This window comes from Teichococcus wenyumeiae, from assembly GCF_003696345.1.
In the GTDB taxonomy this organism is placed as follows: Bacteria; Pseudomonadota; Alphaproteobacteria; order Acetobacterales; family Acetobacteraceae; genus Pseudoroseomonas; species Pseudoroseomonas wenyumeiae.
Window position 1 is genome coordinate 68,637 of record NZ_RFLX01000010.1, and the last position, 25,831, is coordinate 94,467.

The following is a 25,831-nucleotide window of genomic DNA, read 5'->3' on the forward strand; positions in this document are numbered from 1 at the left end:
TCTCTCTTTCAGGCAGCCTGGGCCGCCTGAAAGGGGTCATAGAAAGCTTGGCCGGGGCCTTCCTTGATCTGCGTCATCATTGCCTTTGGCGAAAGCGGAACAATCTCTGCTCGATGCCGATCCTGCTCAAATATGCCCTCGGGCTCTTCCTGCTGTTCTTCATCCTCCCACTCTGCATCTCCGCCGCCCTTTATTGGCAGAAAGGCCAGGGCGCCGGCTGGCAGACCGCCGACCGCACCTCCGCCGGCTTGCTGCCGGCACCGGCGGCGCATCGCCCGGCGGTGCTGCGCGTCTTCGCGGCGCAGACGGTGCGCTGGCGTGGCATCTTCGCCGTGCACTGCTGGATCGCCTTCAAGCCGGAAGGGGCGGCGCACTACACGCGCTACGACTATACCGCCTGGGGCGAGCCGATCCGCATGAATGGCTTCGAGCCCGATGGCCGCTGGTTCGGCCACCTGCCGGAGACTGTCTTCTCAGCCGATGGCGCAGCGGCGGAGGCACTGATCCCGCGCGTGAAGCAGGCCATCGCGGAATATGCCTTCCGCAACCGGGGCGATTATCAGGCTTGGCCCGGGCCCAATTCCAATACCTTCGTCGCCGCCGTGCTGGACGGCCTGCCGGAAGTGACGCTGGCGCTGCCGCCCAATGCCATTGGCAAGGACTATCCCTATGACGGCCGCTGGCTGCGCGGCACGCCCTCCGGCACCGGGTTGCGGCTGACGCTGGGGGGCTATGGCGGGCTGACCCTGGCCTGGGTGGAGGGCATCGAGATCAATATCCTTGGCGCCGTGGCGGGGCTGGACCTGCGGCGGCCGGCACTGAAACTGCCGGGGCTGGGGCGGCTGGGTTTCGGGCTCGGCTAAGCGCTTGCCGCCCCGGCGGGGGCTCTGCTATGGCAGATGGAATGGCCCATGTCCCAGCCCCGTCCGCGCTGAACCCATTGCCGGCGGAAGACGACCTCCGCCCGCTGGCCGACCGCGCCTACGAGCGGCTGCGGGAAGCCATCGTCGACGGGATGCTGACCTCCGGCACCAAGCTGTCGGAACGTGGCCTGGCCGCCGCCCTCGGCATCTCGGCCCAGCCGGTCCGTGAAGCGCTGCGCCAGTTGGAAGCCGAGGGCATGGTGGAAACCCGCCCCCGCAGCGGCTCCTTCGTCGCGCCGCTGGACACCGCGCGGCTGGTGGAGATGGGCCGTATCCGGGCCGCGCTGGAAGGCGCCGCCGCCGGGCTTGCCGCGCGGCGGGCCAAGCCGGCCGATATCGCGGCGCTGCAATCCCGCCTCTCCGCCATGCGCGCGGCCACGGCGCTCGGCGACCCGGCGGTGCTGCGGCGGGCGAATGAGGGCTTCCACGACACCCTGCACGCCATCTGCGGCAACAGCTTCCTGATCCGCAGCCTGAACGCGCTGGGCGCCTATGACCATATCGGCCGTGCCCGGGCGCTGGCGGCGGCGAATGAGCCGCCACAGGCCCTGGACGAGCACGCCGCCATCCTCAAGGCCATCGCGGATGGCGAGGCCGAGGCGGCGGAAGCTCTGATGCGCGCGCATGCCCTCCGGTCCCTGGCCGTGGCCTTTCCCGAGGAACTGCGCGGCTGAGACGTGCCAGTGGCGGCGCCGCCGGATGACGTGCCTGAGTAACCCAATCGGCGGGCGGCCAACGCCCTGCCATAAGGAGGAATGGAATGAGCAAGCTCTTCCCGCGCGCTGCCTTCGCCGCGGCGATGCTGACGCTGGCGGCGCCCTGGGCCGCCTCGCCCGCGGCGGCGCAGAACCGCGCCTACCCGACCCAGCCGATCCGCGTGATCGTGCCCTTCTCCGCCGGCACCTCGGACACCGTGGCGCGCCTTGTCGGCCAGAAGATGAGCGAGACGCTGGGCCAGCCGCTGGTGGTGGAAAGCCGCCCGGGTGCCGGCGGCAATATCGGCAGCGAGGCCTGCGCCCGCGCCACGCCGGATGGCTATACCATCTGCCTCGGCACCATCAGCAGCCACGCGATCAATCCTTCGATCTTCGTGAAGATGCCTTATGACAACCTGAAGGACTTCGCGCCGATCACGCAGCTCGCGGCGCAGCCGAATGCGCTGGCCGTGACCAACGACCTGCCCGCGAAGAACATCCAGGAGCTGATCGCGCTGCTGAAGGCGAACCCGGGCAAGTACAATTACGGCTCCTCCGGCGTCGGCACCTCCATCCATCTGGCCGGCGCGCTCTTTTCCCAGCTTACGGGGACGGAGATGGAGCATGTGCCCTATCGCGGCAGCGGCCAGATCATGACGGCGCTGCTGACCGGCGAGCTGCCGCTGGCCTTCGACAACTTCTCCTCCGCCTGGCCCTTCGCCAAGGAAGGCAAGATCCGCATCCTGGGCGTGACCTCCGCCACGCGCAGCCAGACGGCGCCCGATATTCCCGCCATCGCGGAAACCGTGCCGGGCTTCGAGAGCCTGTCCTGGCACGGCTTCTTCGCCCCCGCCGGCACGCCGCCCGAGATCGTGGCGCGGCTGAACAAGGAAGCCGTGGCGGCGCTGAAGTCTGACACCGTGACCGCCCGCTTCCGCGAGCTGGGCATCACGCCCATCGGCAATACGCCAGAGGAATTCCGCACCTTCATCGCCAGCGAGACGAAGCGCTGGGGCGATGTGGCGCGCAACGCGAAGATCCAGGTGGAATAACCGGACTGCCCCGGGGCCTCGGCCCCGGGGCGCCCCTTACCGCCGCCGGCTGCCGGCGCGGTTGGCGAGGGACTTGCAGCCACTGTCCTCATCCGTACCGAACTGGATGGTGGGCAGGATGGCCAGCAGCGGGTTCAGGAAGCCCAGCGCCACGGCGGCGCCACCCCGCGCACCGAGCTCCACCGGGTCCGGCAGCACGCTCGGGTCACGGAAGGTGCCGCCGATGCGGATATCGGTGGAAAGCGCGCCGATGGTGAAATCGCGCGACTGGGTCCGCAGGCGGTAGGCGATCTGTTCCCGCGCCAGATTGATGCTGCCATCGCCGATAATGATCGCCTCATCGGTATCGATGATCGCCGACTGCGTGTTCAGCGTGCCGTCCTGCAGGCGGAAATCCGCGATGAAGCATTGCAGATCGGTGCGGCTCGGGATGCCGAGGGCCGAGAGAATGGCATTGGCGATCCGCAGCCCGGACAGGTCCACCAGCAGCGCCGAGAGATTGCCGCCGGACGTGCTCAGCGTGATCCGCCCATCCCCGGTGCCCAGCAGTTGCGCCACGGATTTGCCGGTGCCCCGCAGCTCCGCACGCCCGCTCAGCGCGCCACCGCCTTCCGAGCCCGCCGCCTGCATCAGCTTGGAGATGTCGAGGCGCTGGAACTCCGCCTTCACATCCGCCCGCAGCCCGCCGCCATTCACCGGGGACAGCTTGCCGCTGAAGAGCATCTGCCCGCGCCCGATGCCGAAGGAGATCGGGTGCAGGTCCACATTGCCCTCGACGATGTCGAAATCGGCCCGCAGGTTGTCCAGCGGCTGCCGGCGCCCGCCGCGGATGGAACTGGCGCGGTATTTCACATGCACGTCGGCGGCGGTCAGCTTCGGCATGTTCACCGGCGTATCCGGCAGCACCCGCTCGCTCGGCTTGGCCGGGGCCTTGTCGCCCGGCTCCTCACCAACGAAGCCGGCGAGGTCATCCAGGTCCACCAGGCGGGAGTTGAGGTTCACCGTGACGTCCGGCCGCTCCCGGCGCGGCAGCACGGCCACCTCGCCATTGAGGTCACTGCTACCCACGGTGCCCTTGATGTCGCTGAAGCGGACCCGCTCCGCCGTGTAGTCCAGAGCGCCGGCCACGCGGTAGCGCGGCGTCTTGGGGATGGGCACGCCCGTCAGCGGCGTCAGCAGGCCCATGTCCGGCCCGGCGAACACCAGTTGCAGCGCCGCGCCCTTGAAGTGGATGGGATCCTGCAGCGTTCCCTGCAGGGACACGTTGGTCGGGCCGTTATCCACCCGCAGCTGCACCGGCCAGGGCTTCTCCGCCTCCCGCAGCGAGAGCAGGCCGCCGCCGACCAGCCGCGCCTTGATGGGCTGGTCGGCATAGGTACCCTCGGCGCTGACAATGATGCGGGAAGGCTCGGCCACGAGCTGGGGCAGCATGTCCGGCATCGCGGCATCCGCTGCCTCCGGCGCGGGCGGAGCGGGCAGCGGCAGGCCGTTCTCGGCGATGACCATGGTGGAGGCAGGCTCGGGCTCGGCCTCCGCCGGTTGTTCCGCCCCCGGCTTCTCCTCTCCCTCGGTGGCGATGCGCAGGTCGAAATCGGCGCGAAGCTGCGGCAGCACCACCTTGCCCTGGCCGTCATGGATGCGCAGCGCGCCGATCTGCGGCTCCTGCGCCGCCGGGGCATTGGGGTCGGCCGGCGTGTCGCTGCTGCCCGTATCGAAGAGGTAATTGGCGCGGCCGTCGGGCATGGCGCGCACGTTCAGGATGGGCTTCTCGGCCTCGACCCAGGGCAGGACCAGACCCCTGCCCTTCCACCAGTCCCACACATTGATAGCCGCGGAGAGCTTTTCGACCCGCGCGAAGGGCGTGGGGTCGGTGAAGCCCTCCGGGTTGCCGACCACAACGTTATTGGCCGTGACCACCACCGTGCGGCCCAGCTTCACATGCAGATGCTCCAACGTCACCTCCCGCCCCAGGGCGGCGGAAGCGCGCGACTCAACGATGGGAATCAGCCAGTCCCACCGGAACAGCAGCAGGAAGAGCCCGATGGCCAGCACCGGGGTGCCGAGCCAGAGCAGCCACCTGCGCGTACGATGGTTCGCCACGGCGGTCCTCCATGTTTGTCAGCCATCCAACGTCGCCAGGGGCCAAGGGTTGTCCTGGCCGTAATGCTCAAGCCACCGTGAGGCGGGCCTCGGGGAGGCGGCCGCTATCCTGACCACGCGGACAGGAGCAAAGACGGCATGGCAGCCGAGCATGGCAGCGATCTGGTGCAGGTAGTGGTGGTGCTCGCCGCCGGCGTGGTGGCGGTGCCGCTGTTCCGCCGGCTGGGGCTGGGCTCGGTGCTGGGCTACCTGGCGGCGGGGCTGGCCATCGGCCCCTTTGGGCTGCGCTTCTTCCAGGACCCCCAGGCGGTGCTGCATGTGGCGGAACTGGGCGTGGTCATGTTCCTCTTCGTCATCGGGCTCGAGATGCAGCCCTCACGGCTCTGGGGCATGCGGCGGGATATCTTTGGCTCGGGCCTGACGCAGGTGGCGGTCTGCGGCGGGCTGTTGACCGGGCTGGGCTGGCTGCTGGGCTTCCCGCTGCCCACGGCCTTTCTGGCAGCCATGGGCTTCGTGCTCTCCTCCACCGCCATCGTCATGCAGATCCTGGAGGAACGCGGCGAGACCAGCACCCTGGCCGGCCAGCGCATCGTCTCCATCCTGCTGCTGGAGGACCTGGCCATCGTGCCGCTGCTGGCGGTCGTGGCGGTGCTGGCACCGGTGCCCTCGGGCGGCAGCGATACCTCGCAATGGGTGACGGCGGGCATCGCGGTCGCGGCCATCGCCACGCTGGTAGCGGTCAGCCGCTGGCTGCTGACGCCGCTCTTCTCCCTGCTGGCCAATGCCGGGGCGCGGGAGGTGATGACCGCCGCCGCCCTGCTGGTGGTGCTGGGCGCGGCCCTGGCCATGCAGGCGGGCGGGCTGTCCATGGCCATGGGCGCCTTCGCCGCCGGGGTCATGCTGTCGGAAAGCCCATTCCGGCGGCAGCTGGAGGCGGATATCGAGCCCTTCCGCGGCATCCTGCTCGGCCTGTTCTTCATGGGCGTCGGCATGTCGCTGGACGTGGCGCTGGTGGGGCGGGACTGGCAGATCATCCTGGCCAGCGTGGTGGTGATGATGGCGGTGAAATCCGCCGGCATCCTGATCGTCGCGCGCATGACCTGCGCCGGCCTGCGGGAAGCCCTGCACCGCGCCGCGCTGATGGGCCAGGGCGGCGAATTCGCCTTCGTGCTTTATGCCGCCGCCACCGCCGCCGGGATCTTCGAGCCACGGATCAATGCGGTGCTGACGGCGGTGGTGGTGCTCTCCATGGCGTTGACGCCGCTGGTGGTGGCGGCCATGCGCCTGCTGCCGGAACCCGCCGCGCCACCGGACCTCGATGGTGTGGAAGGGGCCGAGCAGATCGGCGCCGTGCATGACCATGTGCTGATGATCGGCTTCGGCCGCTTCGGGCAGGTAGCCAGCCAGGGGCTGCTGGCGCGGGGCATCGACATCACCATCATCGAATCCGATACCGAGATGATCCGCGCCGCCGCCGGCTTCGGCTTCAAGGTTTATTATGGTGACGGGCGGCGGCTGGATGTGCTGCATGCCAGCGGCGCCGGCCATGCCCGCGCCGTGCTGGTCTGCACCGACCGGCCGGAGACCACCACCGCCATAGTACGGCTGCTCAAGGCCGAGTTCCCCCTGACGCCGGTGATGGCCCGCGCCTATGACCGCCCGCATGTACTGGCGCTGCTGAAGGCGGGTGTCGATTTCCATCTGCGGGAGACCCTGGAATCCGCCCTTGCCTTCGGCACCGCCGCCCTGCGCCAGCTTGGCGAGGCGGAAGAGGCCCTGGGCGAGATCGAAGCCGATATCCGCCGCCGTGACCGCGCCCGGCTGGAGCTGGAAGGGCTGGGAGAGCGGGAGGCCGCCCGTGCGCTGATGCATGGCAACCGCATGGTGCCGAAGCCGCTGACCCGCCCCCGCCAGCCCGGCCAGGCGCTGAGCCGGGAAACGGAGGCGGTGATCCAGGAGGCCGCCGAGCGCGATGCCCTGCAACAGGATGGACATCCTGTGTGACCTAAAGCTCTCTGCCGCGTTGAAGCTTCCGCAACCGAGGCGGAGCGGATCTGATGCGTGGATGGATGAGGAAGGGGCTGACCCTGGCGATGGCCGGGGCGGCGCTTCTGGCGGGCTGCGCCTCGCCACCTCCTCCACCCACGGTGCCCTCGGGCTCCAACCTACCGGCGACGCAGAGCGCCGCCCTGGTGCGCGCGGCCCTGACGGAATGGGAACGCTGGGGCCGGCTGACGGTGGATGGATGGCCCGAGGCCCTGCCGGCGGCGGCGGCGCCGGAAAACTATTCCAATGTGCTCACCTACTGGGAAGCGGTGCCGGAAGGCCCCGGCGTCATCCGCCGCCACCAGGACACCCATGACGCGCTGCTGGCGGGGCTGACGGAGATTTTGCCTGAAGGCGCGCCACCGCCTGCCCTGCCCTCCATCTCGCTCTGGGCCTATCCGGCCTGGTCGGCCGCCTTCATCAGTTATGTGATGCAGCGGGCGCAGGTGCCGGGCTTTGTCTTCCCGCCCTCGGCCGCGCATTCCGCCTATATCGACGCATTGCTGGCGAGCTGGGCAAGCTCCCCGGAGAATGCAGCCTTCCGTCCCCACGCCCCCTCGGAATACGCGCCCCGGCCGGGCGACCTGATCTGCGCCGACCGCTCGGCGGCGCCGCTCTACCATTGGCAGGACAAGCTGGCGGAGGCCGGGCAGTTCCGCCCCATGCATTGCGACGTGGTGGTGGCTGCCGGCGGCGGGCTGGTGCAGGCCATCGGCGGCAATGTGCTGGATGCGGTGGTGCTGCGCCGCTTCCCGGCCGACCGGGCCGGCCATGCCCTGCCGCCGCCCTGGGACAAGGCGCCCTTCTTCGTGGTCTTCGAGAACCGGCTGGACAGCGCGCCATGATGTGACAGGCCCCGGGCCCGGCAGCAGCCCTGCCCCGCCCTCCGGCTGCTTACCTCATCTTCGCAGGTGCAGTAGAGACGGCGGCGACAGAACAGGAACAGGCAGATGGCAACAACGGACGGAGCCACCGCGCCCCCCAGGCTCAAGACCCCGGCGCCCCACCCCGGCATGGGCTTCCGGGAATTCGTGACAATCATCGCCGCCATGATGATGACCAATGCGCTGGCCATCGATTCCATGCTGCCGGCGCTGCCCGAGATCGGCCATGCGCTGGGGGTCGCCACCGACAACCAGCGGCAGTGGATCATCACCGCCTATCTCCTGGGCTTTGGCGCGGCGCAGATCTTCTATGGGCCGCTGGCGGACCGCTACGGCCGCAAGCCGGTGCTGCTGGCGGGCTTCGGCATCTATACGCTGGCCAGCCTGCTCGCGATGTTCAGCGGCAGCTTCGAGACCATGCTCGCCGCCCGCGTGCTGCAGGGTATCGGCGCGGCCAGCACGCGTGTGCTGGCGGTTTCCATCGTGCGGGACTGCTATGCCGGGCGGAAGATGGCGCAGGTGATGTCGCTGGCCTTCATCGTCTTCCTGGCGGTGCCGGTGGTGGCGCCGACCCTGGGCCAGCTGATCATGCTGGTGGCGCCCTGGCGCTTCATCTTCCTCTTCCTGGCGGTCTTCGGCGGGGCGGTCAGCCTCTGGGCGCTCAGCCGCCTGCCGGAGACACTGCACCCGGAAGACCGCCTGCCCATCGATGCCGGCCGCATCCTGGCGGCCTTCCGCTTCGTGCTCAGCGACCGCGTGGCGGTGGGCTACATGCTGGCCATGACGCTGATGCTGGGCAGCCTCTTCGGCTTCATCAACTCCGCGCAGCAGGTCTTCGCGGATACCTTCCAGGCGCCGGAACTCTTCACCACCATCTTCGCGGCCGTCGCCATTGCCATGGCGGTCGCCTCGGTGCTGAACGCCAAGCTGGTGGGGCGCTTCGGCACGCGCCGCATCTCCCACACCGCGCTGCTGGGCTACATCGCCTTCGCGGTGGTGCATGCGGGCGTGGCGCTCTCCGGGCATGAGAACCTCTGGAGCTTCGCGCTGCTGCAGGCGGGCATGATGTTCTGCTTCGGCCTGACCGGCCCGAACTTCGGTTCCATGGCCATGGAGCCGCTGGGGCATATCGCCGGCACGGCCTCGGCGGTGCAGGGCTTCATCACCACCGTGGGCGGGGCGCTGATCGGCTTCTTCATCGGCCAGCAGTTCAACGGCACCACGGGGCCGCTGATGCTGGGCTTCGCCACCTGCGGCATCGCCGCGCTGGCGGTGGTGCTCTTCGCCGAGGGCGGGCGGCTGTTCCGTCCCCGCCATACCGCCTGACGGCTGGGCCCTAGCCCAGCCGGTCCATCGTCACCTTCACGTCCAGCGGCGCCGCCGCGAAGGGCGCGGAGGTGACGAGCACATCGGCCCCCGCCCGCGCATAGGCGGCGGCATTGCCTTCATGGATGTCGCCGGCGGCGGCCAGCACGGGGCGGCTGCCATGGTCGGCCAGGGCGCGGGATACCTCGGCGAACTGCTCGGGCGAGAGCCCGTCGCATTGCACGGTATCGACGCCGGCATGGGCCAGCAGCACCGCCTCATCCACGCTGAATGCCTCGACCACCAGCCGGCGCGCCGGCTGCACGGCCCGCACGCGGGACACCCAGCGATGCGCCGGCTCCCGGCCCAGGAAGGCACGGTGCTGCGCGGATACCAGCAGGCTGTCCGAAAGGCCCAGACGGTTCGGGATGCAGCCGGCGGTCATGATGGCCTTCAGCATCACGTCCTTGATGCCCGGCAGGTGCCTGCGCGTGCAGGCCACCACGATATCCGGCCGCGCGCTGCGGGCCTCGCTGCGGATGCGGGCAGCACGGCTGGCGACGCCGGAGGCGGTCTCCATCAGCGCCTGCGCCGCCCGGGCGGCTAGGTAAAGCCCGGAGACCGGGCCTTCCGCGGTCAGGATGGTGCCGCCCTCCTCCAGCAGGCCACCGGAGGCGGCGACGCGGTGCGCATCGGTGCAGCCGGCGAGGCGGAACAGCGCCTCGGCTTCCTCGGCGCAGCACAGCATCATGGTGGCGCCGGCGCGCAGCACCGCCTGGCCCCGCGTGTCGCCGATATCCAGGGCCTGCGTGGTCAGGTCGCCGTAAGGGGCGTCTTCCCGCAACATCGCTTCCAGCCGGGCGGTGGATATCAGGAATGTCATGACGGCTGGTTTCCTCCTGCGCGGGTGCCTGAGGAAACACGATAGCGCCGTCCGCGCCAGGGCATGACAGGACGCAGCGGGCGGCTCACATGCCGCTGAGTCATGCCTCGGGCTTGGCCCGCGCCCGGAATCGGGCGCGGGCCAGGGAGTCAGGCGGGGGTGAAATCCATTGCCACGCCGTTGATGCAGTAGCGGTTGTGGCTGGGCGGCGGGCCGTCCGGGAAGACATGGCCGAGGTGGCTGCCGCAGCGGGAGCAATGCACCTCGGTCCGCACCATGCCGTAGCTGCGGTCGGTCGTGGTCTCCACCGCGCCCTCCAGCGGCTCGTCGAAGGAGGGCCAGCCGGTGCCGCTCTCGAACTTGCGGCTGTTGGTGAAAAGCGGCTGGCCGCAGCCGGCGCAGGAGAAGGTGCCCTGGCGCTTCTCATGCAGCAGGGCGCAGGTGCCCGGGCGCTCCGTGCCGTGCTGGCGCATCACCTGGTACTGCTCGGGCGTCAGCCGCTGGCGCCACTCGGCATCCGTGAAGGTGACGGGGTATTGGCGGGTATGGGTGTCCATGGCGCGGGGCTCCGTGGAAGTCCGGCGGGAAAACGGCCAGAGGTTCATCGTGGCAGAGAGATGGGGTCTCCCTACTCCGCCGTCCAGCCGCCATCCACCAGCATGGCCGACCCGGTCATCAGCGCCGAGGCATCGGAGGCCAGGAAGAGCACCGCCCCCATCAGGTCCTCCACCTGCCCGATGCGGCCCAGCTTGATCTTGCCCAGCACATGCTCCTTGAAGGCCGGGTCCTCGAAGAAGGGCCGCGTCATCGGCGTCTCGATGAATGTGGGGCCGATGCTGTTCACCCGGATGCCATGCGGCGCCAGGTCGATGGCCATGGCCTTGGTCAGGCCCTCGATGGCGTGCTTGCTGGCGCAATAGACGGTGCGGCGTGGCCCGCCCACATGCCCCATCTGGGAGGAGATATGGATGATGGAGCCGGGCTGCCCGGCTTCCACCAGCCGCTTCGCCACCGCCTGGGCGGCGAAGAAGGCGCCGCGCAGGTTCAGGTTCATCACCGCGTCGAAATCCTCCACCGTCACCTCGGTGAAGGGCGCCGGGCGGTTGGTGCCGGCATTGTTGACCAGGATGCCGTAAGGCTCCCGCGCCGCCAGCGCGGCAGCGGTGGCCCTGGTATCGCCCACGTCCAGGCAGAGCGTATCGGCACTGCCACCGGCGGCGCGGATGGCCTCGGCGCCTTCCGTGATCTCATTCGCCGTGCGGGCGGCGAGGGTGACATGCGCCCCCGCCTCGGCCAGCGCCGCGGCGGCGGCGAGGCCGATGCCCCGCCCCGCCCCGGTCACCAGCGCGCGCCGCCCGTCCAGGCGGAAGGATGGCGTGCGGGGCAGCATCACGAGGCCTCCGCGTTCTTCAGGTGGCGGGCCAGCGCCATCAGGCGGCGGTCGCGCCAGGCGCGGCGGGTGGCGAGGTCGGAAGCCGGCAGCACCTCCCGCCGCTGCGCCTCCACCGCACCGATCAGCGCCTCGTCCCAGACGCGGTGCTCATCCGTGGAAGCAGCGATGCTGTGGTAGAGCGGGCCCAGGCGCCGCGCGTAATCCGCCACGCCGCCAGGGGCATTGAGGTCGATGGTCTCGAAGGGCCCCATGAAGGCCCAGCGGAGGCCGAGGCCCTTGGAAACCGTCTTGTCCACGTCCTCGGCCGTGGCGAGCCCGGCTTCCACCAGCCGCCAGGCCTCCATCAGCAGCACGCCCTGAAGGCGGTTGAGGATGAAGCCCTCAATCTCCCGCGTCATCTCCACCGGCGCCTGGCCGACACGCTCCATCAGGGCGCGCACCGCCTTCACCGTCTCCGGCGCCGTCCAGGGGGCGGGCACCAGTTCCACCACCGGGGCCAGCGAGGGCGGGTTGACCGGATGCGCCACCAGGCAGCGGGCCTTGCAGGCCACGTGGTCGGTATATGCCGAGGCCGGGATGCCGGAGGAGGAGGAGCCCACCAGGGTGTCGGGACCGATCACCGCGTCGATGGCGCTGAAGACCTCGCGCTTCACGTCGGTGCGCTCGAAGGTGCTTTCCTGCGCGTAGACGGCGCCGTCCAGTGCCTCCTTCAGCGTCGTGGCGACGGAGACACGGGCCAGGATGGCCGAGGGCTCATCCTCCACCAGCCCATAGGCGGCGAGGTCGTTGAGCTGCTGCGCCACCACCTCCCGCCCCTGCTCCGCCCCGCCGGGCGCGGCGTCGTACATGGCGACGTCGCAGCCCGCGCGGGCGAAGACCACGGCCCAGCCGCTGCCGACCAGTCCTGTGCCGATGATGGCGATCTTCTCGGCCATTGGGTGCGTTCCTCCCTCTCGTCTTCTTATTCGGCGGCGGCGCCGTAGGGCACGTTCTTGCCGCCGTAGCGCCGCACCCGCAGGTTGGCCTGTTCCCCGTGGCCCGTGAAGCCTTCCAGCGCGCAAAGGCGGGAGCAGTATTCGCCAATGCTGGCCGAGGCCTCATCCGTCAGCACGCGCTGATAGGTGCAGGTCTTGAGGAACTTGCCGACCCAGAGGCCACCCGTGTAGCGCGCCGCCTTCTTGGTGGGCAGCGTGTGGTTGGTGCCGATGACCTTGTCGCCATAGGCCACGTTGGTGCGCGGGCCGAGGAAGAGCGCGCCGTAGTTCGTCATGCGGTCCAGGAACCAGTCGGGGTCACTGGTCATGACCTGCACATGCTCGGAAGCGATCTGGTCGGCGATCTTCAGCATTTCCGCATCGTCTTCCGCGACGATGACGGCGCCATGGCTTTCCCAGGCCTTCCGCGCGATCTCGGCGGTGGGCAGGATCTTCAACAGGCGCTCCACCTCCGCCATGGTTTCCCGCGCCAGCTTCTCGGAAGTGGTCAGCAGGATGGCGGGCGAATCAGGGCCATGCTCGGCCTGGCCCAGCAGGTCGGTGGCGCACATCTCGCCGTCCACGGCCTCATCGGCGATCACCAGCGTCTCGGTCGGGCCGGCGAAGAGGTCGATGCCGACACGGCCATAGAGCTGCCGCTTGGCCTCGGCGACAAAGGCATTGCCGGGGCCGACCAGCATGTCCACGCTCTCGATGCTCTGCGTGCCCAGCGCCATGGCGCCGATGGCCTGGATGCCGCCGAGGCAATAGATCTCGTCCGCGCCCGCCATGTGCTGCGCGGCGACGATGGCCGGCGCCGGCTTGCCCTGATACGGCGGCGCGCAGGTGATGATGCGCGGCACGCCCGCCACCTTGGCGGTGATGACCGACATATGGGCCGAGGCCAACAGCGGATACTTGCCGCCGGGCACATAGCAGCCCACCGAGTTCACCGGGATGTTCTTGTGGCCGAGCACCACGCCCGGCAGCGTCTCCACCTCGATATCCTTCAGCGCGTCGCGCTGGGCCTGGGCGAAGTTGCGGACCTGGGTCTGGGCGAAGGCGATGTCGTCCAGGTCGCGGTCCTTCAACTGGGCCATGCAGTCCTGAATCTCCGAGGGGCTGAGGCGGTAGCCGTCCCGGTCCCATTTATCGAAGCGGATGGAGAGTTCACGCACCGCCGTGTCGCCGCGCGCCTCGATATCCAGCAGGATGGCTTCCACCGTCTCCCGCACCTGCCGGTCTGCCGACTTGGCGGCTTCCACATCGGTTCCGCGCTTGAGCCACTGCGCCATGGATCACTCTCCCCCAGGCATGTTGCATACGTATGCATAAAGCCTAGACCACTCCCTGGAGACCTGCAACGGGGGGTCCCCCTGATGCTTGGCGGCAGCCGGCATCAGGCTCACCGCTGGCTCCACTGTCTGAGGCGGAATTCCTGGTCGGCACGCGCCGCGCCCGGAAAGCCTCGAGATTCTTGAGCCCGGCTTCTTTATTCAGAAGAGCCTCTCACAGACCCTTTCGGTTCATGCTCCAGTTCCGCCCGCATCCCTCCACCAGTTGCTGGCAGGAATATCGCGGGTGCCTGTTAAGGTGCTCATTGGCAGACATGATGGAGAGCGTGAATGGACATCAAGCGCCCGGGCACACAGCCCTCCGGCAAGGGGCCGCCCGACTACTTCACCGGCACGGTTCGCATTGATCCCTTGTTCAGCCCGCCCGATCCGGCCCGCGTTGCCGGCGCGCTGGTGACCTTTGAGCCCGGTGCCCGTACCGCCTGGCACACGCATCCGCTTGGGCAGACGCTGGTGGTCACCGCCGGCTGCGGCTGGGCGCAGCGCGAGGGTGGCCCTGTGGAGGAAATTCGGCCGGGTGACGTGGTCTGGTTCCCGCCGGGTGAAAAACACTGGCATGGTGCCACGCCGACCACGGCCATGACCCATATCGCCATTCAGGAAAAGCTCAACGGCTCCCCCGTGGATTGGCTGGAACAGGTGACGGACGAGCAGTACCAGCCCTGAATCAGTTGCTGAGACACGGTGTTGCCGCCGCTGCCGGCTTCACCGCACACTGGTTTCCCGCACAGAAAAGGAACGGCTGATGCCGCATGTCATCGTCAAGATTTACACGGGGCAAACCGAGCAGCAGAAGGCGCGGATCGCTGAGGAAGTGACCAAGGCCGTCATGGGCGCCACCGGCCATAAAGACGCCGCCGTGTCCGTCAGCATCGAGGATGTTCAGCCAGAAGAATGGGTCGAGGCAGTCTATCGTCCGGATATCCTCTCCAAGCCTGACACGCTCTATAAAAAGCCCGGCTACAATCCCCTTTGAGGCGCTGACCATTCGCGCCTGCGGCCGCCGCCCCTTGAGGGTGGCATCGCCTGCCCCTTCCCGAGCTGGCGCGGGGGAAGCGGAGCATGCAGCCCATGATGCTCCGCCGCCTTCCGGCTGCCCTACCGCCGCGCCGAAGGCGTGGCCGCAGGACCGCCCATTCCATCCCCGACCTGCTTCTGGCCCGGCCGCCACGCCCCAGCTTTGACCGCACGGCGCATTGAGGGCCACATTGAGCAAAACCTGACGCGAAGCCGCATGATGTGTTCCCTCCCCACAGAGGCAGTGCCAAGCAAGCAAGAAGGGGATGCTCCTTGAACGGTAAGGCTACCAACCTTGCGCTGATTACCATTGCGCAGGTGCTGGCGCTCTCGCTCTGGTTTTCGGGCACGGCGGCCGGACCCGGGATGGCCCGCGAAGCCGGCATCGCGGTGGGCTCGACCTTCCAGGCGCTTCTGACCGGCGCCGTGCAGGCCGGCTTTGTCCTGGGCACTCTCATCAGCGCCGTGCTGACCCTGGCCGACCGCTACGACCCTCGCCGCTTCTTCATCACGGCGGCGCTGCTCGGGGCAGCCGTAAATGCTGCGATCCTGGTCTTTCCAGCCGGATCGGCCATGGCCATCGCCGCGCGCTTCCTGACCGGTGCCGCCCTGGCGGGCGTTTATCCGGTCGGCATGAAGCTCGCCGTCGGCTGGGCTGACCGGGGCGACACCGGGCTGGTCATCGGCATCCTCGTGGGCGGGCTGACACTCGGCTCGGCCTCGCCGCATCTGGCAAATGCGCTAGGTGGCCTGGACTGGCGGCTCACGCTGACGACAGCCTCGCTGGCAGCAGTCCTTGGGGCTGGCCTCATCGGCCTGGTGAAGCTCGGGCCGCGGCATGCGCCAGCGGCCCCCTTCAAGCCTGCCGCCGCGCTGGAGCTTTGGCGCAACCGTGGCACGCGGCTCACGACCCTCGGCTATCTCGGCCACATGTGGGAACTCTACGCCATGTGGGCCTGGGTCGGGGCCTATCTCGCCGCCAGCTTCGCGGCATGGCGCGGTGGCGGCGGGGCCGCATCCGGAGGAGCGGCGATGGCAACCTTCGCCGTGGTCGCCGCCGGCACGATCGGCTGCGTGGCCGCCGGCCTCCTGGCCGACCGTCTTGGCCGGGTTCGTGTGACGGTATGGGCAATGGCCACCTCTGGCGCGTGCTGCCTCCTGGCCGGGCCGGCTTTCGGACTGCACCCGGCGCTGACCATCGGGCTCTGCTTTGTCTGGGGCGTCGCGGTGATAGCCGACTCCGCCCAGTTCTCCGCGAGCGTGGCGGAACTCTCGGACCCCAGGCTGACCGGCACCATGCTGACGGTGCAGAACTGCCTTGGCTTCGCGCTGACACTGGTCACCATCCATCTCATGCCAGTGCTGGTCGGCAGCATAGGCTGGGGCGGCGCCTTCGCCTCGCTGGCGATCGGCCCCGCACTGGGATGCATCGCGATGCTGCGCCTTGGCCGCAGCAAGGCGGCGACACGACTGGCCAGCGGCCGAGGTTGAAGCTTGGCTATCCCGAGAAACCGCTTCGGACCTCCGAATCCACAGGGTTAAGGGCGGCTCTTGAGCAATCGTTGATGACCACGCGCCCCTCGTTTTACGGCAGGGTCATCCCCAGGTGCAGGACATGGCCCGCAGAAACACCGCCCATCCCTTTGCTGCCTATGCGTGGCTGGCGGAAGCCGGCTGGGTTTTCGCTATGCACAGCGCCCAGCTTTGGGCCAACCCAGCCAAAGCCACCGCACGCCTCGCTGCCTTGGGAGCCGAAAAACAAAAGGCCTTCGCCGAGGGCAGCATGAAGGCCAGTCTCGCTACGCTACGCGGAGCGAAGCCGAACAGCATCGTGAACGCTGCCATGGCGCCTGCCCGCGTTCGGGTGCGGGCAAATGCGAAGAAGCTCCGGAAGGGTTAGTACCTGCGGAGGAGGACAAAAAGAAAGCCTGCCTCACCTTTCGTCCACCCTTTTCACTGGCACGCTCTGGCGGCAGCAATTTCCTGCAATCTCTTGCTTTCCTTTCTTGTCTGAATTGCAGACAAGATTTTCGGACTGCGTGCAAAGTAGAGGCCGGTGTCGTGCTGATCGTTCTGTCTCAGGAGAGCAGAGGCCTGTTGATGGCCCCGCGCGCATCAGCACCGATTTATTTGCTTGCATAACGTGATCATGCAGCCGTCATTCTTGCTGCTTTGAAGTACCTGCAATTTCGACTGGCGGCATGTCTGACCGCAACCCCGTGGCCCCTGCACCGCTTCTCTGACCAAGGCAGCCAGGGATATATGGCCGATGCGGCGCTTCATCGCGGGTTGGCTTTCAGACAGCATCCGGTTCGGGCTGGGCTTGATGTTTGCCCTGGCAGCGTTGCAACTGCCGGCCCTGACTCATGCCTATACCACCGCGCTGTTGCAGGTGGCCGAAGGCACCAGGCGTGACATCAACCAGCGCAAGGAAGTCGCCAGCCAGTATTACCGTTGGAGTGACACCATGGCCGATGCCGCCGCCGTGGATGCCCTTCGCCCGCTTGAACCCGCCAATGCCGAAGGCCTTTCCGCCTCCATCGCCCGGGAGGGACTGCTGCGGGACAGCTACAGGAGGCTGATGGCCGCACCGGAGCTGCTGCGGCCATTGAAGGCCGGGTGGGAACTGGTTGAGGATGCCGGGACCGAAACGCGGGAGGTGCTGCGCATCGCCTGGGCGACGCATGTGCCGCAGGTGGTGATCAGCACGGCTGGCGCGATCTATGGCCTTGCTGGCTTGATGCTGGGTCTCTTGCTCGCGCAGTTGCTGCTGACGTTCCTGGCCGCTTTGTGGCGGCCAAGGCCAAAGCGCCTGAATACCGCTGTCGAACGGCGGCATCCCACCCTCCCTGCCCGCGATTCCCTGCCATAATCTGGCCGCTGCCTGCCTCTTTCTGCCTGTCGCGTTCCTGAATCGTTTTAATTTCCACGCAAAATCAGGGCCAAAAATGGCAAAAACGTGACCTCCTTTGCCCAAATTGGGGCTGGAATGTGGCAGCCGCCTGCCCTAATTCCTAAAGCAGAGCAGGAGACCGATGATGGACAGCAAGCTGGTCGAGATCCGCAGCGCCAAGAAGACCCGGGAAGACGCGGTCGCCGCCGCTCGCCGCGAGCGCGAGAGCGCCGCCTATGCCGAGCTGGCCGAAATGAATGGCAGCTGGAACAGCTGGGGCGAGAAGAATGGCTTCCTGATGGGCTCCTACCGCCCCTTCTGACACTTTCGCCCGTCAGGTCATTGCTGCGGCGAAGCGAGGGCGCGGCATTACGCGGCGGCTGTAGTCAGCCGCCTCAAGGCAGCGTCAGGCGGAAGAGCGTGCCACCGCCCGTGGTGCTCTCCAGCCTGAGACTGCCTTGATGCAGTTGCATCACCTGGGTGGCGATGGCCACGCCGAGCCCGGCGCCCTCCAGCGACCGCCTATGCAGGTTTTCCATCCCCAGGGGTTCCTTGAGCCGCGCCGCTATTTCAGGCGGCAGCGCCAATGCGTCGCAGCGCAGGGTCAGTTCCAGCCCTGCCTTCCCAGCCGCCCAGCCGATCTCCAGACGTGCCCCTGCGGGTGCGCGGCCGGCCAGTTCACGCATCAGGCTGGCAATGCCGTCGCGCATCAGTTTCGGCTCCACCTGGGCCGAGAGATCCGGCACCTCTGTCGTCGAGACCCGCATCCCCGCATCGGCCAGCCGTACCGCGGCCATCTGCGTCGCCTGCCGTGTCAGCAGGCCGACCGACATGCTGGTCAGCCGCAATGGCGTGCTGGCGGCGAAGACCTCGGTATAAAGCGCCGCGTCATCGACCAGGTGCAGCAGCCGCCCGGCGGCATCCTGGATGGCGGCCAGATAATCCCGCTGCTGGGCAGGCGCCGCACCCATGGCCAGCAATTCACCGTAACCCATGATCAGCCCGATCGGCGTGCGGAACTCATGCTGCATCGCTGAAAGGAAGCGGCCCTTGGCGGCATCGGCGGCCTGGGCGGCGCCCAGCGCCTGCCGCAATTCGGCCTCCGCCGCCTCGGCGCGGTGACGCGCCTGCAGGAGCTCCCGCTCGTAGTGGCGGCGCTCCGTTGCCAGGGTGAAGCTGAGCAGGATGCGCTCCGGCTGGCTTTCAGCATCCCGCAGCAGCCGCGCGCTGGCCAGGACCGGCAGGCGTTGCCCATCCACCCGCAGCAGGTCGAGGTCCATCTCCTCCACCACCCCGCCCAGCAGCAGTGCCGGCAGGTAGCGCAGGTCGTGGAAGACGCGCCCGGCCGGCGGTAGGAGGTCCTGGAAGCGGTGGCCCGTCAGACTGGCCTCATCATGCCCCGTCCAGCTCAGGAAGGTGCGGTTGACCTGCAGGATGCTGCCGTCCGGCCGCGTCGAGATCCGCCCGCCAGGGGAATCGCCATCCAGATCCATTGGGGTGACGCCGCCTGGTACCGGCGTGCCGGTCACGCCCTGGCCCGGGAGAAGTGATTATCCGCCAGCCAGGACCGGATGGCCGCCGCCGTTTCCAGGGGCGCGCTGAGATGTGGGCAGTGGCCGCTGGCCTTCAGCCGCACCAGGTGCCCGCGCGGCAGATGCGCCTGCACGTAAGCGCCCACGGCATCGGGCGCGATGGCATCATGGGCGCATTGCAGCACCAGGGTCTCGGTGCTCACCGCCGGCAGCACGGCACGGTGATCGGACAGGAAGGTGACGCGGGCGAATTGCCGCGCGACCACCGGGTCGGTGCGGCAGAAGCGCTCCGCCAGATCCTCCGCCAAGTCGGGCCGGTCGGGGTTTCCCATGATGGTTTCCGCCATCAGCCGGGCCCAGCTCAGCCTGTTGCGGTCCAGCAGCCCCAGCAGGTCCTCGATGTCCTGCCGGCTGAAGCCCCCGGGATAGTCGCCATCGTTGAGGTAGCAGGGGGACGGCGTCAGCATCACCAACCGGGCGAAGTAGCCTGGCTGCCTGGCCGCCGCCAATGCGCCGATGATGGCGCCGACGGAATGGCCGATGAAGATCGGCGCATCGCCGCAACTGGCCTCGCAGACATCCAGCACATCCTCGGCATAGGCGTGCAGGCTGGAGTAACGCTCAGGGTTATAGGCGGAAAGGTCGGAGCCACCGGAGCCGACATGGTCGAAGAGCACAACGCGGTAATCGGCCAGGAAGGCGGGTGTCAGAAGCTGCCAGACCTCCTGGTCGCAGCCATAGCCATGCGCGAAGACAACGGACTGCCGCCCGTGCCCCAGGATGCGCACATTGTTCCTGGCGATCACCATGCTTGGTCTCCGTCGCGCCGAGGATGCAGCGCGCAGGCACATGGTTCAACCAGCCTCTGCCTCAGCCTGGGCGCTGCCACTGATGGTGCATCAATAGACCAGCGGCAGGAGTTCTCCTAACCGGATCTGCCATGCTGTCCGCTCAGGAGTGGGGAAAGCCGGCGGCGGCTCTCCCACCCCCCCGCCGGGTCAGCGTGCCGCGCGGCGGATGTTCCAGAGCACCGGAAAGCCGAAATCGATCACGCCTTGCAACTCAGAGCGCCAGACCGCCGGGCTGGAGAACTGGCCAGTGAGCGGGAAGTTCACATTGGCCAGGGCATGGCGGTTGATCTCGGCCATGATCTGCCTGCGCTTGCCGAGATCCGCCTCCGCCTCGAACTGCTGCAACAGCGGCGTCAGCTGCTCGTCGCAATAGAGCCAGGGCGCGGTGCCGGTGCAGTTGTAGCCGATGCCCAGGTTGCTCAGTGGGTCGGAAAGGTCGAAGCCGGTATAGACCACGGGCACGGCGCTCCAGCCGCCCTTTTCCACCGGCTCCCGGCTCAACCAGCGCTGCGCGGCGGTGGCCCAGTCCAGCGTCTGCTGATCGACATTCAGCCCGATCTGCTTCATGCGGTCGGCCACCACCATGGCCATCGGGTTGATCAGCGCCGAATCCGCCGGGTGCAGCAGAACCACCCGCTCATTCCTGTAGCCGGATTCCTTCAGCATCTGCTTGGCGCGTTCGATGCTGGGCTGCCGCAGGCCCTCGCTGCCGGCCTCGCTGCTGTAGCGCGTGCCGCACATGGTCATGGACTGGCAGATGGGCATGAACATGCCATCCGGCAGGCCATGCACGGCCACCGTCTCGCTCTGGTCCAGCGCCATCTGCAAGGCCTGGCGCACCTTCAGGTTGTTGAAGGGCGGCTGGGCATGGTTCAGCGCCAGCCCGCCCATGATCTGCGCGATGCCGCCGGGCTTGGCGATGGTCAGCTTGCGGTCGCGGCTCAGCACCGGCAGGAAATCCAGCGGCGCGTATTCGAGGTAATCCACCTCGCCATTCTGCAAGGCGGCGGCGCGGGTGGCCGGGTCGTTGATGTTGACGAACTCGGCGCGCTCGATATGCACCACCTTGCCGCCGGCCAGGCCATCGGCGGGCTCGCTGCGCGGCTGGTAGCGCGGGTTGCGGCGGAAGATGGCCTTCTCGCCCGGCACCCACTCGTCCTTGACGAAGAGGAAGGGGCCGGAACCCACGATCTCCTTCACCGCCTCGGTCGGCGGCGTGCTGCCGGCGATGCGCGCGGGCATCATGAAGGGCACATGCACGCTGGGCTTGGCCAGCGCGTCGATGACGCCGCCGAAAGGCCGTGCCAGTTGCAGCACGAAGCGGTTCTCGCCTTCCGCCCGCAACTCCTTGGTGGCGGCCATCAGGCGCCGGCCGGTGGAATCGCGCCCGCCCCAGCGCTTGATGGAGGCGACGCAATCCTCCGCCGTCACCGGCTTGCCGTCATGCCACTCCAGCCCGGGGCGCAGGGTGAAGGTATAGGTCAGGCCGTCATCGCTGACCTGCCAGCCCTCCAGCATCTGCGGCTTGATGTCGCCCTTGCTGTCCATCGCCACCAGCGTGTCGAAGACCATGTAGGCGAAGTTGCGCGTGACGAAGGAGGTGCCGACGATCGGGTCCAGTACCTGCAAACCGACATTGATCACCAGCCGCAGCGGCTTTTCCGCCGGCTGCGCGATGACCGGTGCGGCCGCCCCAGCCGCTGCCAGCAGCGCCGAGGCGAGGACTGTCCTGCGAAGCCAATTCCGAAGCTGCATGCTCTTATCTTTCCCGTTGCCCACCGCGCTCAGCCAGCCTCATGCGCGGCGGACCAGGCCTGCGCCACCTCGGCCCCCGTGGCGAACCAGACGCCAGGGAAGGTCTTCATCCACTGGATCATCTCGCGCAGCAGCGCCACGCGGCTCGGGCGGCCGCTGATCTGCGGATGCATCACGAGGTTATAAAGGCCGCCCCAGCGGTAGATCTCGCGGAACTCGTCCTGGAAGATCTCGCGCAGGTGGCTGTTGGGAAAGATCGGGCGCGGGCTCTTGATGGAGAACAGCGCATGCGGCGCGTCGTCCAGGCTCCAGTGCCAGGGCAGTTCGATCGGCCCGCGGCTGCCATCCGGCAGCTCCAGCCGGTAGGGATTGATGTCGGACATCAGCGAGCTGTCGTACAGGAAGCCATGCTTCTGCAGCAGCGAGACCATGTTGTCGCTGCTTTCGCCGGCGGGCGAGCGATAGCCCTTCGGCACCACGCCCAGCACGCGCTTCAGCGCCTCCAGCCCCTTCTCCATCTCCTCCACTTCCTTTTCGGGGAAATCGGGGTCGATCCAGTTGTGGGAATAGGAATGGTGGGCGATTTCATGCCCGCCCTTCAGGATCATCTCGCCACGGCTGGCATGGTGCTCGGCGGTCCAGCCCGGCACGAAGAAGGTGGCCTTGACCTCTTCCTCCGCCAGCGTCTCCAGGATCTTCGGCACGGCGACACGGGCGCCATAGACGCCCTGGCTCAGGATACCCGGGCGGCGCGCATTGGCCGGGTCGCGGGAGAGCCACAGCGTCTCGGCATCGAAATCGAAGGTCAGCATCACCGCGATGCGGGCGCCGCTCGGCCAGTTCACCTTCATGTCGATCATGGTCGTTCCTGTTCTCAGTGTTCGTCGTCGCGCGGCGGGTGGCGCCCGTCCAGCCAACCACCATCGGCCACGATCACCTGCCCCGTCACGAAGGAAGCATCCTCCGAGGCCAGGAAGGCGATGACGCCGGCGATCTCCTCCGGCTTCGCGCTGCGCCGCAGCGGCGTGGTGGCCAACATGGCTTGCTGGTAGTGCGGATTCTGCAAATGGCCCTTGGTCATCGCCGTCTCGATCACGCCGGGCGCCACGGCATTGACGCGCAGCCCGCGCGGCCCCTGCTCAGCCGCGAGTTGCCGGGTGAATTGCGCGATGCCCGCCTTGGCCACCGCATAGGCCGTGCTGCCCGGATAGCCCGCCAGGCCGAACACGGAGGACAGGTTCACCACGCAGCCGCCCGGCAGCGTCAGATGCGGCAGCACGTCGCGCGTGACGCGCAGCACGGCGCTGAGGTTGGTATCGACAAAGCGCGAGATCAGCGCATCGTCGCTTTCCAGCAAAGGGCGGGAGCCGCCGATGCCGGCATTGTTCACCAGGATGTCGATGCGGCCGAAGGCATCCAGCGCCGCCTGGGCCAGGCGCTTGCCGGCATCGGGCGCGGTGATGTCCACGACGCAGGTGGCGGCGCCGGGCGGGGCGGCGAAGCCGGGCTCGCGGTCGGCCAGCAGGACCTGGGCGCCCTCGGCAGCGAGGCGGGCGGCCGTGGCCGCGCCGATGCCGCCGGCCGCGCCGGTGACGATGGCAGCCTTTCCGGCAAAGCGGGTGGGATCAGGCAAGGCGGCCTCCATCGACAGGCAGGGCGACACCGGTGACGAAGCCGGCGCCCTCGCTCAGCAGGAACAACACGGTGTCCGCCACCTCCCCCGCCTTGCCGAAGCGGCCCATCGGATGGCGGGCACGGAAGGCGGCAATGCGCGCGGCCACCGCCGCTTCATCCCCGGCGGCGGCGAAGGTGGCTTCCAGCATCGGCGTCTCAATAGAGCCGGGGCAGACGCAATTGACGCGGATACCCTCCGGCGCATGCGCCAGCGCCAGGGAGCGGGTGAACATCACCACCGCACCCTTGCTGGCCGAGTAAGCCGGCAACGCCAGCGACCCCGCCAGTCCGGCGGTGGAGGCCATGGTGACCACCGCGCCGCCGCCCGCCTGCCGGATCTGCGGAATGAAGGCGCGCGCGGTCAGCCAGGTGCCCTTCACATTGACGGCGAAGACGCGATCCCAGTCTGCTTCCTCCGCCTCCACCGCCGGCACGGTGGGGCCGAGCATCCCGGCGGCGGTGACCAGCAGGCTGGCGGGCCCCAGGCGTTCCAGCCCTTCCGCCGCCGCGCGCGCCATGTCGGCCGCACTGGAAACATCCACCGCGACGGCATGGGAGCCAGGGCAGGCCGCAGCCAATGCCTCCAGCCCCGCCGCGTCGCGGTCCATCAGCAGCAGCCGGGCCCCCTCGCGCGCCAGCGCCTCCGCCACCGCGCGGCCTAGGCCGGAGGCGGCGCCAGTGACCGCCGCCACCCGTCCATCAAAACGTCCACCCATGCCGCAACCCCGAATGCCGAAAGAATGCTGGACAAGAACCGTATCTCCCAGCAATACGGTTACATTGGAAAACGAGTCTAAGAAGCGGCGGTGAAGCTGTCAAAGGGAGAGCGTCCGCCTTACCGGAGGGCGCGGACGACCGGCTGTTCCTGCAATCGGTGGAACGCGCCATGCGCGTGCTGGAAGCCTTCGGGCAGCAGGCGCGGCGCGGCGCATCGCGCATACCTTGCAGGTGCTGGGCTATCTGGAACGCGGCGCGGGGCTGGTGCCGGGCAAGCGGCTGCCGGACCGCTCGTTCGATGCCTTGCGAATGAACCTGCTGGTACAGGGCGCCACTCCCTGGTGCAGGAACGGGTAGACCTCAGCCTGTTTGACGGTACCAGCGTGATCTATGCGGTGCGCTTCGCCCTGGCGGCGGAGGAAACACTTCTGGGAGAGCTCGTGCTGGCCGCCGCGGTGCGGAACCAGGAGGGGCAGCCGGTGGCCACGATCCATGTCGCGGCATCGCTGGCGGAATGGGAGGTGGAAACTTTCCGCCGCCGCGTCCGGCCTTGGCCGTCGAGGCGGCCCGTGCCCTCAGCCAGGCCGAGGGTTGGCCCGGCGCGCCGTGACGCGCCGGGCCGACGTCGCTTACTGCGCCAGCGAGCGGCCGGCGGAGCCCAGGTCGGCGAAGGCCTCGTCCAGGCGCTTCACGATGCCCTTCTCGCCCGCGCGCAGCCACTTGCGGGGGTCGTAGAGCTTCTTCTGCGGCTTGCCCGTGGCCGGGTCGATCTGGTGCTTGAAGGCCACCGGGTTGGCATCGACATAGGCGCCCACCGGCTCGGCGAAGGCGAACTGCGTGTCGGTGTCGATGTTCATCTTGAACACGCCATAGGACACGGCCTCGGTGATCTTGTCCTTCTCCGAGCCCGAGCCACCGTGGAAGACCAGCGCCATCGGCTTGTCGCCGCCGCCGAACTTCTTGGACACCGCTTCCTGCGAGGCCTTCAGGATCTCAGGGCGCAGCTTCACGTTGCCCGGCGCATAGACGCCGTGGACGTTGCCGAAGGAGGCCGCCATGGTGACGTGGCCGATTGGGGAGAGCACTTCCCAGGCCTTCAGCACGTCCTCGGGCTGCGTGTAGAGGTGGGCGTTGTCGGCGCTTTCCTCGACATCATGGCCGATGCCGTCTTCCTCGCCGCCCGTCACGCCCAGCTCGATCTCCAGGCTCATGCCCAGCGGCGCCATGCGCTTCAGGACCTTGGCGCATTCCTCGATGTTCACATCGAGCGGCTCGGCCGAAAGGTCGATCATGTGGGAGGAGAAGAGCGGCTTGCCGGTCCGCTTCATGTGCTCCTCGCCATGGTCGATCATGTCATTGACCCAGCCGAGCAGGGAGCGGTCGGCGTGGTCGGTGTGCAGCACCACGCAGATGCCATAGGCCTTGGCCACGGTATGCACATGCTGCGCGGCGGAGACAGCGCCCAGCACGCGGGCGGCGGCGGCATCGGGGCAGCCCTCGCCGGCGAAGAAGCGCGCGCCGCCGTTGGAAAGCTGGATGATGACGTCGGACTTGTTCTTCGCGGCCGCTTCCAGCACTGCATTGATGCTGTTGGTGCCGACCACGTTCACCGCGGGCAGGGCGTAGCCGCCTTCGCGGCAGGCCTCGAGCAGCGTGAGGTAGTCGGCGCCGGTCACCACGCCCGGCTGCAGCTTCTTGCCGGATTGTGCCTGGCTGCCCTGTACCATGTCGTTCATCGTTGTTCCCCACGGTGGTTGTTTTGCGCCATCGGCGGAAGCCCGG

General features: G+C 68.2%; 26 protein-coding genes. 13 read left to right on the forward strand and 13 right to left on the reverse strand.

Features of this window, described 5'->3' with window-relative positions:
* Nucleotides 1-113: 113 nt before the first annotated feature.
* The 3 genes from EBE87_RS14525 (at nt 114) to EBE87_RS14535 (ending at nt 2,670) form a co-directional block, all read left to right on the forward strand.
* On the forward strand, nt 114-863 hold the full coding sequence (locus EBE87_RS14525) for a DUF3750 domain-containing protein (protein ID WP_120638507.1): 750 nt from the start codon (nt 114-116) through the stop codon (nt 861-863).
* Between the two features lie 41 nt (nt 864-904).
* Nucleotides 905-1,597, forward strand: a complete 693-nt coding sequence (locus EBE87_RS14530; protein ID WP_120638506.1) for a GntR family transcriptional regulator — start codon at nt 905-907, stop codon at nt 1,595-1,597.
* A gap of 86 nt (nt 1,598-1,683) precedes the next feature.
* A complete protein-coding gene (locus EBE87_RS14535; RefSeq protein WP_120638505.1) occupies nt 1,684-2,670 on the forward strand; it encodes a Bug family tripartite tricarboxylate transporter substrate binding protein in 987 nt (328 codons plus the stop codon).
* A gap of 36 nt (nt 2,671-2,706) precedes the next feature.
* Here EBE87_RS14535 and EBE87_RS14540 read toward each other — a convergent pair whose 3' ends face one another.
* Nucleotides 2,707-4,770, reverse strand: coding sequence for an AsmA family protein (locus EBE87_RS14540; protein ID WP_233553221.1), 2,064 nt, complete (start codon nt 4,768-4,770; stop codon nt 2,707-2,709).
* Between the two features lie 138 nt (nt 4,771-4,908).
* Here EBE87_RS14540 and EBE87_RS14545 point away from each other — a divergent pair, with 138 nt between their 5' ends.
* The 3 genes from EBE87_RS14545 to EBE87_RS14555 all read left to right on the forward strand — a co-directional run bounded on the left by EBE87_RS14545 (nt 4,909) and on the right by EBE87_RS14555 (nt 9,026).
* Nucleotides 4,909-6,774, forward strand: a complete 1,866-nt coding sequence (locus EBE87_RS14545; protein ID WP_120638504.1) for a monovalent cation:proton antiporter-2 (CPA2) family protein — start codon at nt 4,909-4,911, stop codon at nt 6,772-6,774.
* A gap of 53 nt (nt 6,775-6,827) precedes the next feature.
* Nucleotides 6,828-7,661 (forward strand): DUF2272 domain-containing protein, encoded by an 834-nt coding sequence (locus EBE87_RS29710; RefSeq protein ID WP_233553220.1) that lies wholly within the window; start codon nt 6,828-6,830, stop codon nt 7,659-7,661.
* Nucleotides 7,662-7,766: 105 nt separating this feature from the next.
* Nucleotides 7,767-9,026, forward strand: coding sequence for a multidrug effflux MFS transporter (locus EBE87_RS14555; protein ID WP_233553219.1), 1,260 nt, complete (start codon nt 7,767-7,769; stop codon nt 9,024-9,026).
* Nucleotides 9,027-9,036: 10 nt separating this feature from the next.
* Here the strand turns inward: EBE87_RS14555 and modD are convergent, their stop codons facing one another.
* The 5 genes from modD to hisD form a co-directional block, all read right to left on the reverse strand.
* On the reverse strand, nt 9,037-9,888 hold the full coding sequence (gene modD, locus EBE87_RS14560; protein ID WP_120638502.1) for a ModD protein: 852 nt from the start codon (nt 9,886-9,888) through the stop codon (nt 9,037-9,039).
* Between the two features lie 149 nt (nt 9,889-10,037).
* Nucleotides 10,038-10,445 (reverse strand): peptide-methionine (R)-S-oxide reductase MsrB, encoded by a 408-nt coding sequence (msrB, locus tag EBE87_RS14565; protein ID WP_120638501.1) that lies wholly within the window; start codon nt 10,443-10,445, stop codon nt 10,038-10,040.
* A 71-nt stretch (nt 10,446-10,516) separates the two neighbouring features.
* Complete coding sequence (locus tag EBE87_RS14570) at nt 10,517-11,278, reverse strand: SDR family NAD(P)-dependent oxidoreductase (protein ID WP_122140050.1); 762 nt, start codon at nt 11,276-11,278, stop codon at nt 10,517-10,519.
* Nucleotides 11,278-12,216, reverse strand: coding sequence for a 3-hydroxyacyl-CoA dehydrogenase (locus tag EBE87_RS14575; protein ID WP_120640044.1), 939 nt, complete (start codon nt 12,214-12,216; stop codon nt 11,278-11,280). Before EBE87_RS14575 ends, EBE87_RS14570 begins: the two co-directional genes overlap by 1 nt.
* 26 nt (nt 12,217-12,242) lie before the next feature.
* Nucleotides 12,243-13,550: a histidinol dehydrogenase gene (gene hisD / locus EBE87_RS14580; protein WP_120640045.1), complete on the reverse strand. Its 1,308-nt coding sequence runs from the start codon at nt 13,548-13,550 to the stop codon at nt 12,243-12,245.
* A 330-nt stretch (nt 13,551-13,880) separates the two neighbouring features.
* Between hisD and EBE87_RS14585 the strand changes: the two genes are divergently transcribed.
* From EBE87_RS14585 to EBE87_RS14605, 6 genes are all read left to right on the forward strand, one after another.
* Entirely contained in the window at nt 13,881-14,276 is a 396-nt protein-coding gene (locus tag EBE87_RS14585; RefSeq protein WP_120640046.1) for a (R)-mandelonitrile lyase, read from the forward strand.
* Nucleotides 14,277-14,355: 79 nt separating this feature from the next.
* Nucleotides 14,356-14,586, forward strand: a complete 231-nt coding sequence (locus EBE87_RS14590; RefSeq protein ID WP_120640047.1) for a tautomerase family protein — start codon at nt 14,356-14,358, stop codon at nt 14,584-14,586.
* A 314-nt stretch (nt 14,587-14,900) separates the two neighbouring features.
* Complete coding sequence (locus tag EBE87_RS14595; protein WP_120640048.1) at nt 14,901-16,118, forward strand: MFS transporter; 1,218 nt, start codon at nt 14,901-14,903, stop codon at nt 16,116-16,118.
* A gap of 124 nt (nt 16,119-16,242) precedes the next feature.
* Nucleotides 16,243-16,527: a hypothetical protein gene (locus EBE87_RS28650; protein ID WP_147426155.1), complete on the forward strand. Its 285-nt coding sequence runs from the start codon at nt 16,243-16,245 to the stop codon at nt 16,525-16,527.
* A gap of 369 nt (nt 16,528-16,896) precedes the next feature.
* A complete protein-coding gene (locus EBE87_RS14600) occupies nt 16,897-17,499 on the forward strand; it encodes a DUF2937 family protein (RefSeq protein ID WP_120640049.1) in 603 nt (200 codons plus the stop codon).
* Between the two features lie 163 nt (nt 17,500-17,662).
* Complete coding sequence (locus EBE87_RS14605; protein ID WP_120640050.1) at nt 17,663-17,842, forward strand: hypothetical protein; 180 nt, start codon at nt 17,663-17,665, stop codon at nt 17,840-17,842.
* A gap of 73 nt (nt 17,843-17,915) precedes the next feature.
* Here EBE87_RS14605 and EBE87_RS14610 read toward each other — a convergent pair whose 3' ends face one another.
* The 6 genes from EBE87_RS14610 to EBE87_RS14635 form a co-directional block, all read right to left on the reverse strand.
* On the reverse strand, nt 17,916-19,013 hold the full coding sequence (locus tag EBE87_RS14610; RefSeq protein WP_120640051.1) for a PAS domain-containing sensor histidine kinase: 1,098 nt from the start codon (nt 19,011-19,013) through the stop codon (nt 17,916-17,918).
* Nucleotides 19,014-19,045: 32 nt separating this feature from the next.
* Entirely contained in the window at nt 19,046-19,861 is an 816-nt protein-coding gene (locus EBE87_RS14615; protein WP_120640052.1) for an alpha/beta fold hydrolase, read from the reverse strand.
* Between the two features lie 189 nt (nt 19,862-20,050).
* A complete protein-coding gene (locus tag EBE87_RS14620) occupies nt 20,051-21,658 on the reverse strand; it encodes an ABC transporter substrate-binding protein (RefSeq protein WP_120640053.1) in 1,608 nt (535 codons plus the stop codon).
* Nucleotides 21,659-21,687: 29 nt separating this feature from the next.
* Entirely contained in the window at nt 21,688-22,518 is an 831-nt protein-coding gene (locus EBE87_RS14625; RefSeq protein ID WP_120640054.1) for a polysaccharide deacetylase family protein, read from the reverse strand.
* 14 nt (nt 22,519-22,532) lie between these two features.
* Nucleotides 22,533-23,291 (reverse strand): SDR family NAD(P)-dependent oxidoreductase, encoded by a 759-nt coding sequence (locus EBE87_RS14630; RefSeq protein ID WP_233560105.1) that lies wholly within the window; start codon nt 23,289-23,291, stop codon nt 22,533-22,535.
* Entirely contained in the window at nt 23,284-24,048 is a 765-nt protein-coding gene (locus EBE87_RS14635; RefSeq protein ID WP_120639876.1) for an SDR family NAD(P)-dependent oxidoreductase, read from the reverse strand. The genes EBE87_RS14630 and EBE87_RS14635 overlap by 8 nt, the downstream gene beginning before the upstream one ends.
* A gap of 226 nt (nt 24,049-24,274) precedes the next feature.
* Here EBE87_RS14635 and EBE87_RS30325 point away from each other — a divergent pair, with 226 nt between their 5' ends.
* On the forward strand, nt 24,275-24,406 hold the full coding sequence (locus tag EBE87_RS30325; RefSeq protein ID WP_267898258.1) for a hypothetical protein: 132 nt from the start codon (nt 24,275-24,277) through the stop codon (nt 24,404-24,406).
* A 272-nt stretch (nt 24,407-24,678) separates the two neighbouring features.
* Here the strand turns inward: EBE87_RS30325 and fbaA are convergent, their stop codons facing one another.
* A complete protein-coding gene (fbaA, locus tag EBE87_RS14645) occupies nt 24,679-25,776 on the reverse strand; it encodes a class II fructose-bisphosphate aldolase (protein WP_120639875.1) in 1,098 nt (365 codons plus the stop codon).
* Nucleotides 25,777-25,831: the final 55 nt, after the last annotated feature.

Bases quoted from the DNA above. Each gene is read 5' to 3' on its own strand.
- EBE87_RS14525 (WP_120638507.1), top strand. From the start codon at position 114: ATGCCGATCCTGCTCAAATATGCCCTCGGGCTCTTCCTGCTGTTCTTC.
- EBE87_RS14530 (WP_120638506.1), top strand. From the start codon at position 905: ATGGCCCATGTCCCAGCCCCGTCCGCGCTGAACCCATTGCCGGCGGAA.
- EBE87_RS14535 (WP_120638505.1), top strand. From the start codon at position 1,684: ATGAGCAAGCTCTTCCCGCGCGCTGCCTTCGCCGCGGCGATGCTGACG.
- EBE87_RS14545 (WP_120638504.1), top strand. From the start codon at position 4,909: ATGGCAGCCGAGCATGGCAGCGATCTGGTGCAGGTAGTGGTGGTGCTC.
- EBE87_RS29710 (WP_233553220.1), top strand. From the start codon at position 6,828: ATGCGTGGATGGATGAGGAAGGGGCTGACCCTGGCGATGGCCGGGGCG.
- EBE87_RS14555 (WP_233553219.1), top strand. From the start codon at position 7,767: ATGGCAACAACGGACGGAGCCACCGCGCCCCCCAGGCTCAAGACCCCG.
- modD (WP_120638502.1), bottom strand. From the start codon at position 9,888: ATGACATTCCTGATATCCACCGCCCGGCTGGAAGCGATGTTGCGGGAA.
- msrB (WP_120638501.1), bottom strand. From the start codon at position 10,445: ATGGACACCCATACCCGCCAATACCCCGTCACCTTCACGGATGCCGAG.
- EBE87_RS14570 (WP_122140050.1), bottom strand. From the start codon at position 11,278: ATGCTGCCCCGCACGCCATCCTTCCGCCTGGACGGGCGGCGCGCGCTG.
- EBE87_RS14575 (WP_120640044.1), bottom strand. From the start codon at position 12,216: ATGGCCGAGAAGATCGCCATCATCGGCACAGGACTGGTCGGCAGCGGC.
- hisD (WP_120640045.1), bottom strand. From the start codon at position 13,550: ATGGCGCAGTGGCTCAAGCGCGGAACCGATGTGGAAGCCGCCAAGTCG.
- EBE87_RS14585 (WP_120640046.1), top strand. From the start codon at position 13,881: ATGGACATCAAGCGCCCGGGCACACAGCCCTCCGGCAAGGGGCCGCCC.
- EBE87_RS14590 (WP_120640047.1), top strand. From the start codon at position 14,356: ATGCCGCATGTCATCGTCAAGATTTACACGGGGCAAACCGAGCAGCAG.
- EBE87_RS28650 (WP_147426155.1), top strand. From the start codon at position 16,243: ATGGCCCGCAGAAACACCGCCCATCCCTTTGCTGCCTATGCGTGGCTG.
- EBE87_RS14600 (WP_120640049.1), top strand. From the start codon at position 16,897: ATGCGGCGCTTCATCGCGGGTTGGCTTTCAGACAGCATCCGGTTCGGG.
- EBE87_RS14605 (WP_120640050.1), top strand. From the start codon at position 17,663: ATGATGGACAGCAAGCTGGTCGAGATCCGCAGCGCCAAGAAGACCCGG.
- EBE87_RS14610 (WP_120640051.1), bottom strand. From the start codon at position 19,013: ATGGATCTGGATGGCGATTCCCCTGGCGGGCGGATCTCGACGCGGCCG.
- EBE87_RS14615 (WP_120640052.1), bottom strand. From the start codon at position 19,861: ATGGTGATCGCCAGGAACAATGTGCGCATCCTGGGGCACGGGCGGCAG.
- EBE87_RS14620 (WP_120640053.1), bottom strand. From the start codon at position 21,658: ATGCAGCTTCGGAATTGGCTTCGCAGGACAGTCCTCGCCTCGGCGCTG.
- EBE87_RS14625 (WP_120640054.1), bottom strand. From the start codon at position 22,518: ATGATCGACATGAAGGTGAACTGGCCGAGCGGCGCCCGCATCGCGGTG.
- EBE87_RS14635 (WP_120639876.1), bottom strand. From the start codon at position 24,048: ATGGGTGGACGTTTTGATGGACGGGTGGCGGCGGTCACTGGCGCCGCC.
- fbaA (WP_120639875.1), bottom strand. From the start codon at position 25,776: ATGGTACAGGGCAGCCAGGCACAATCCGGCAAGAAGCTGCAGCCGGGC.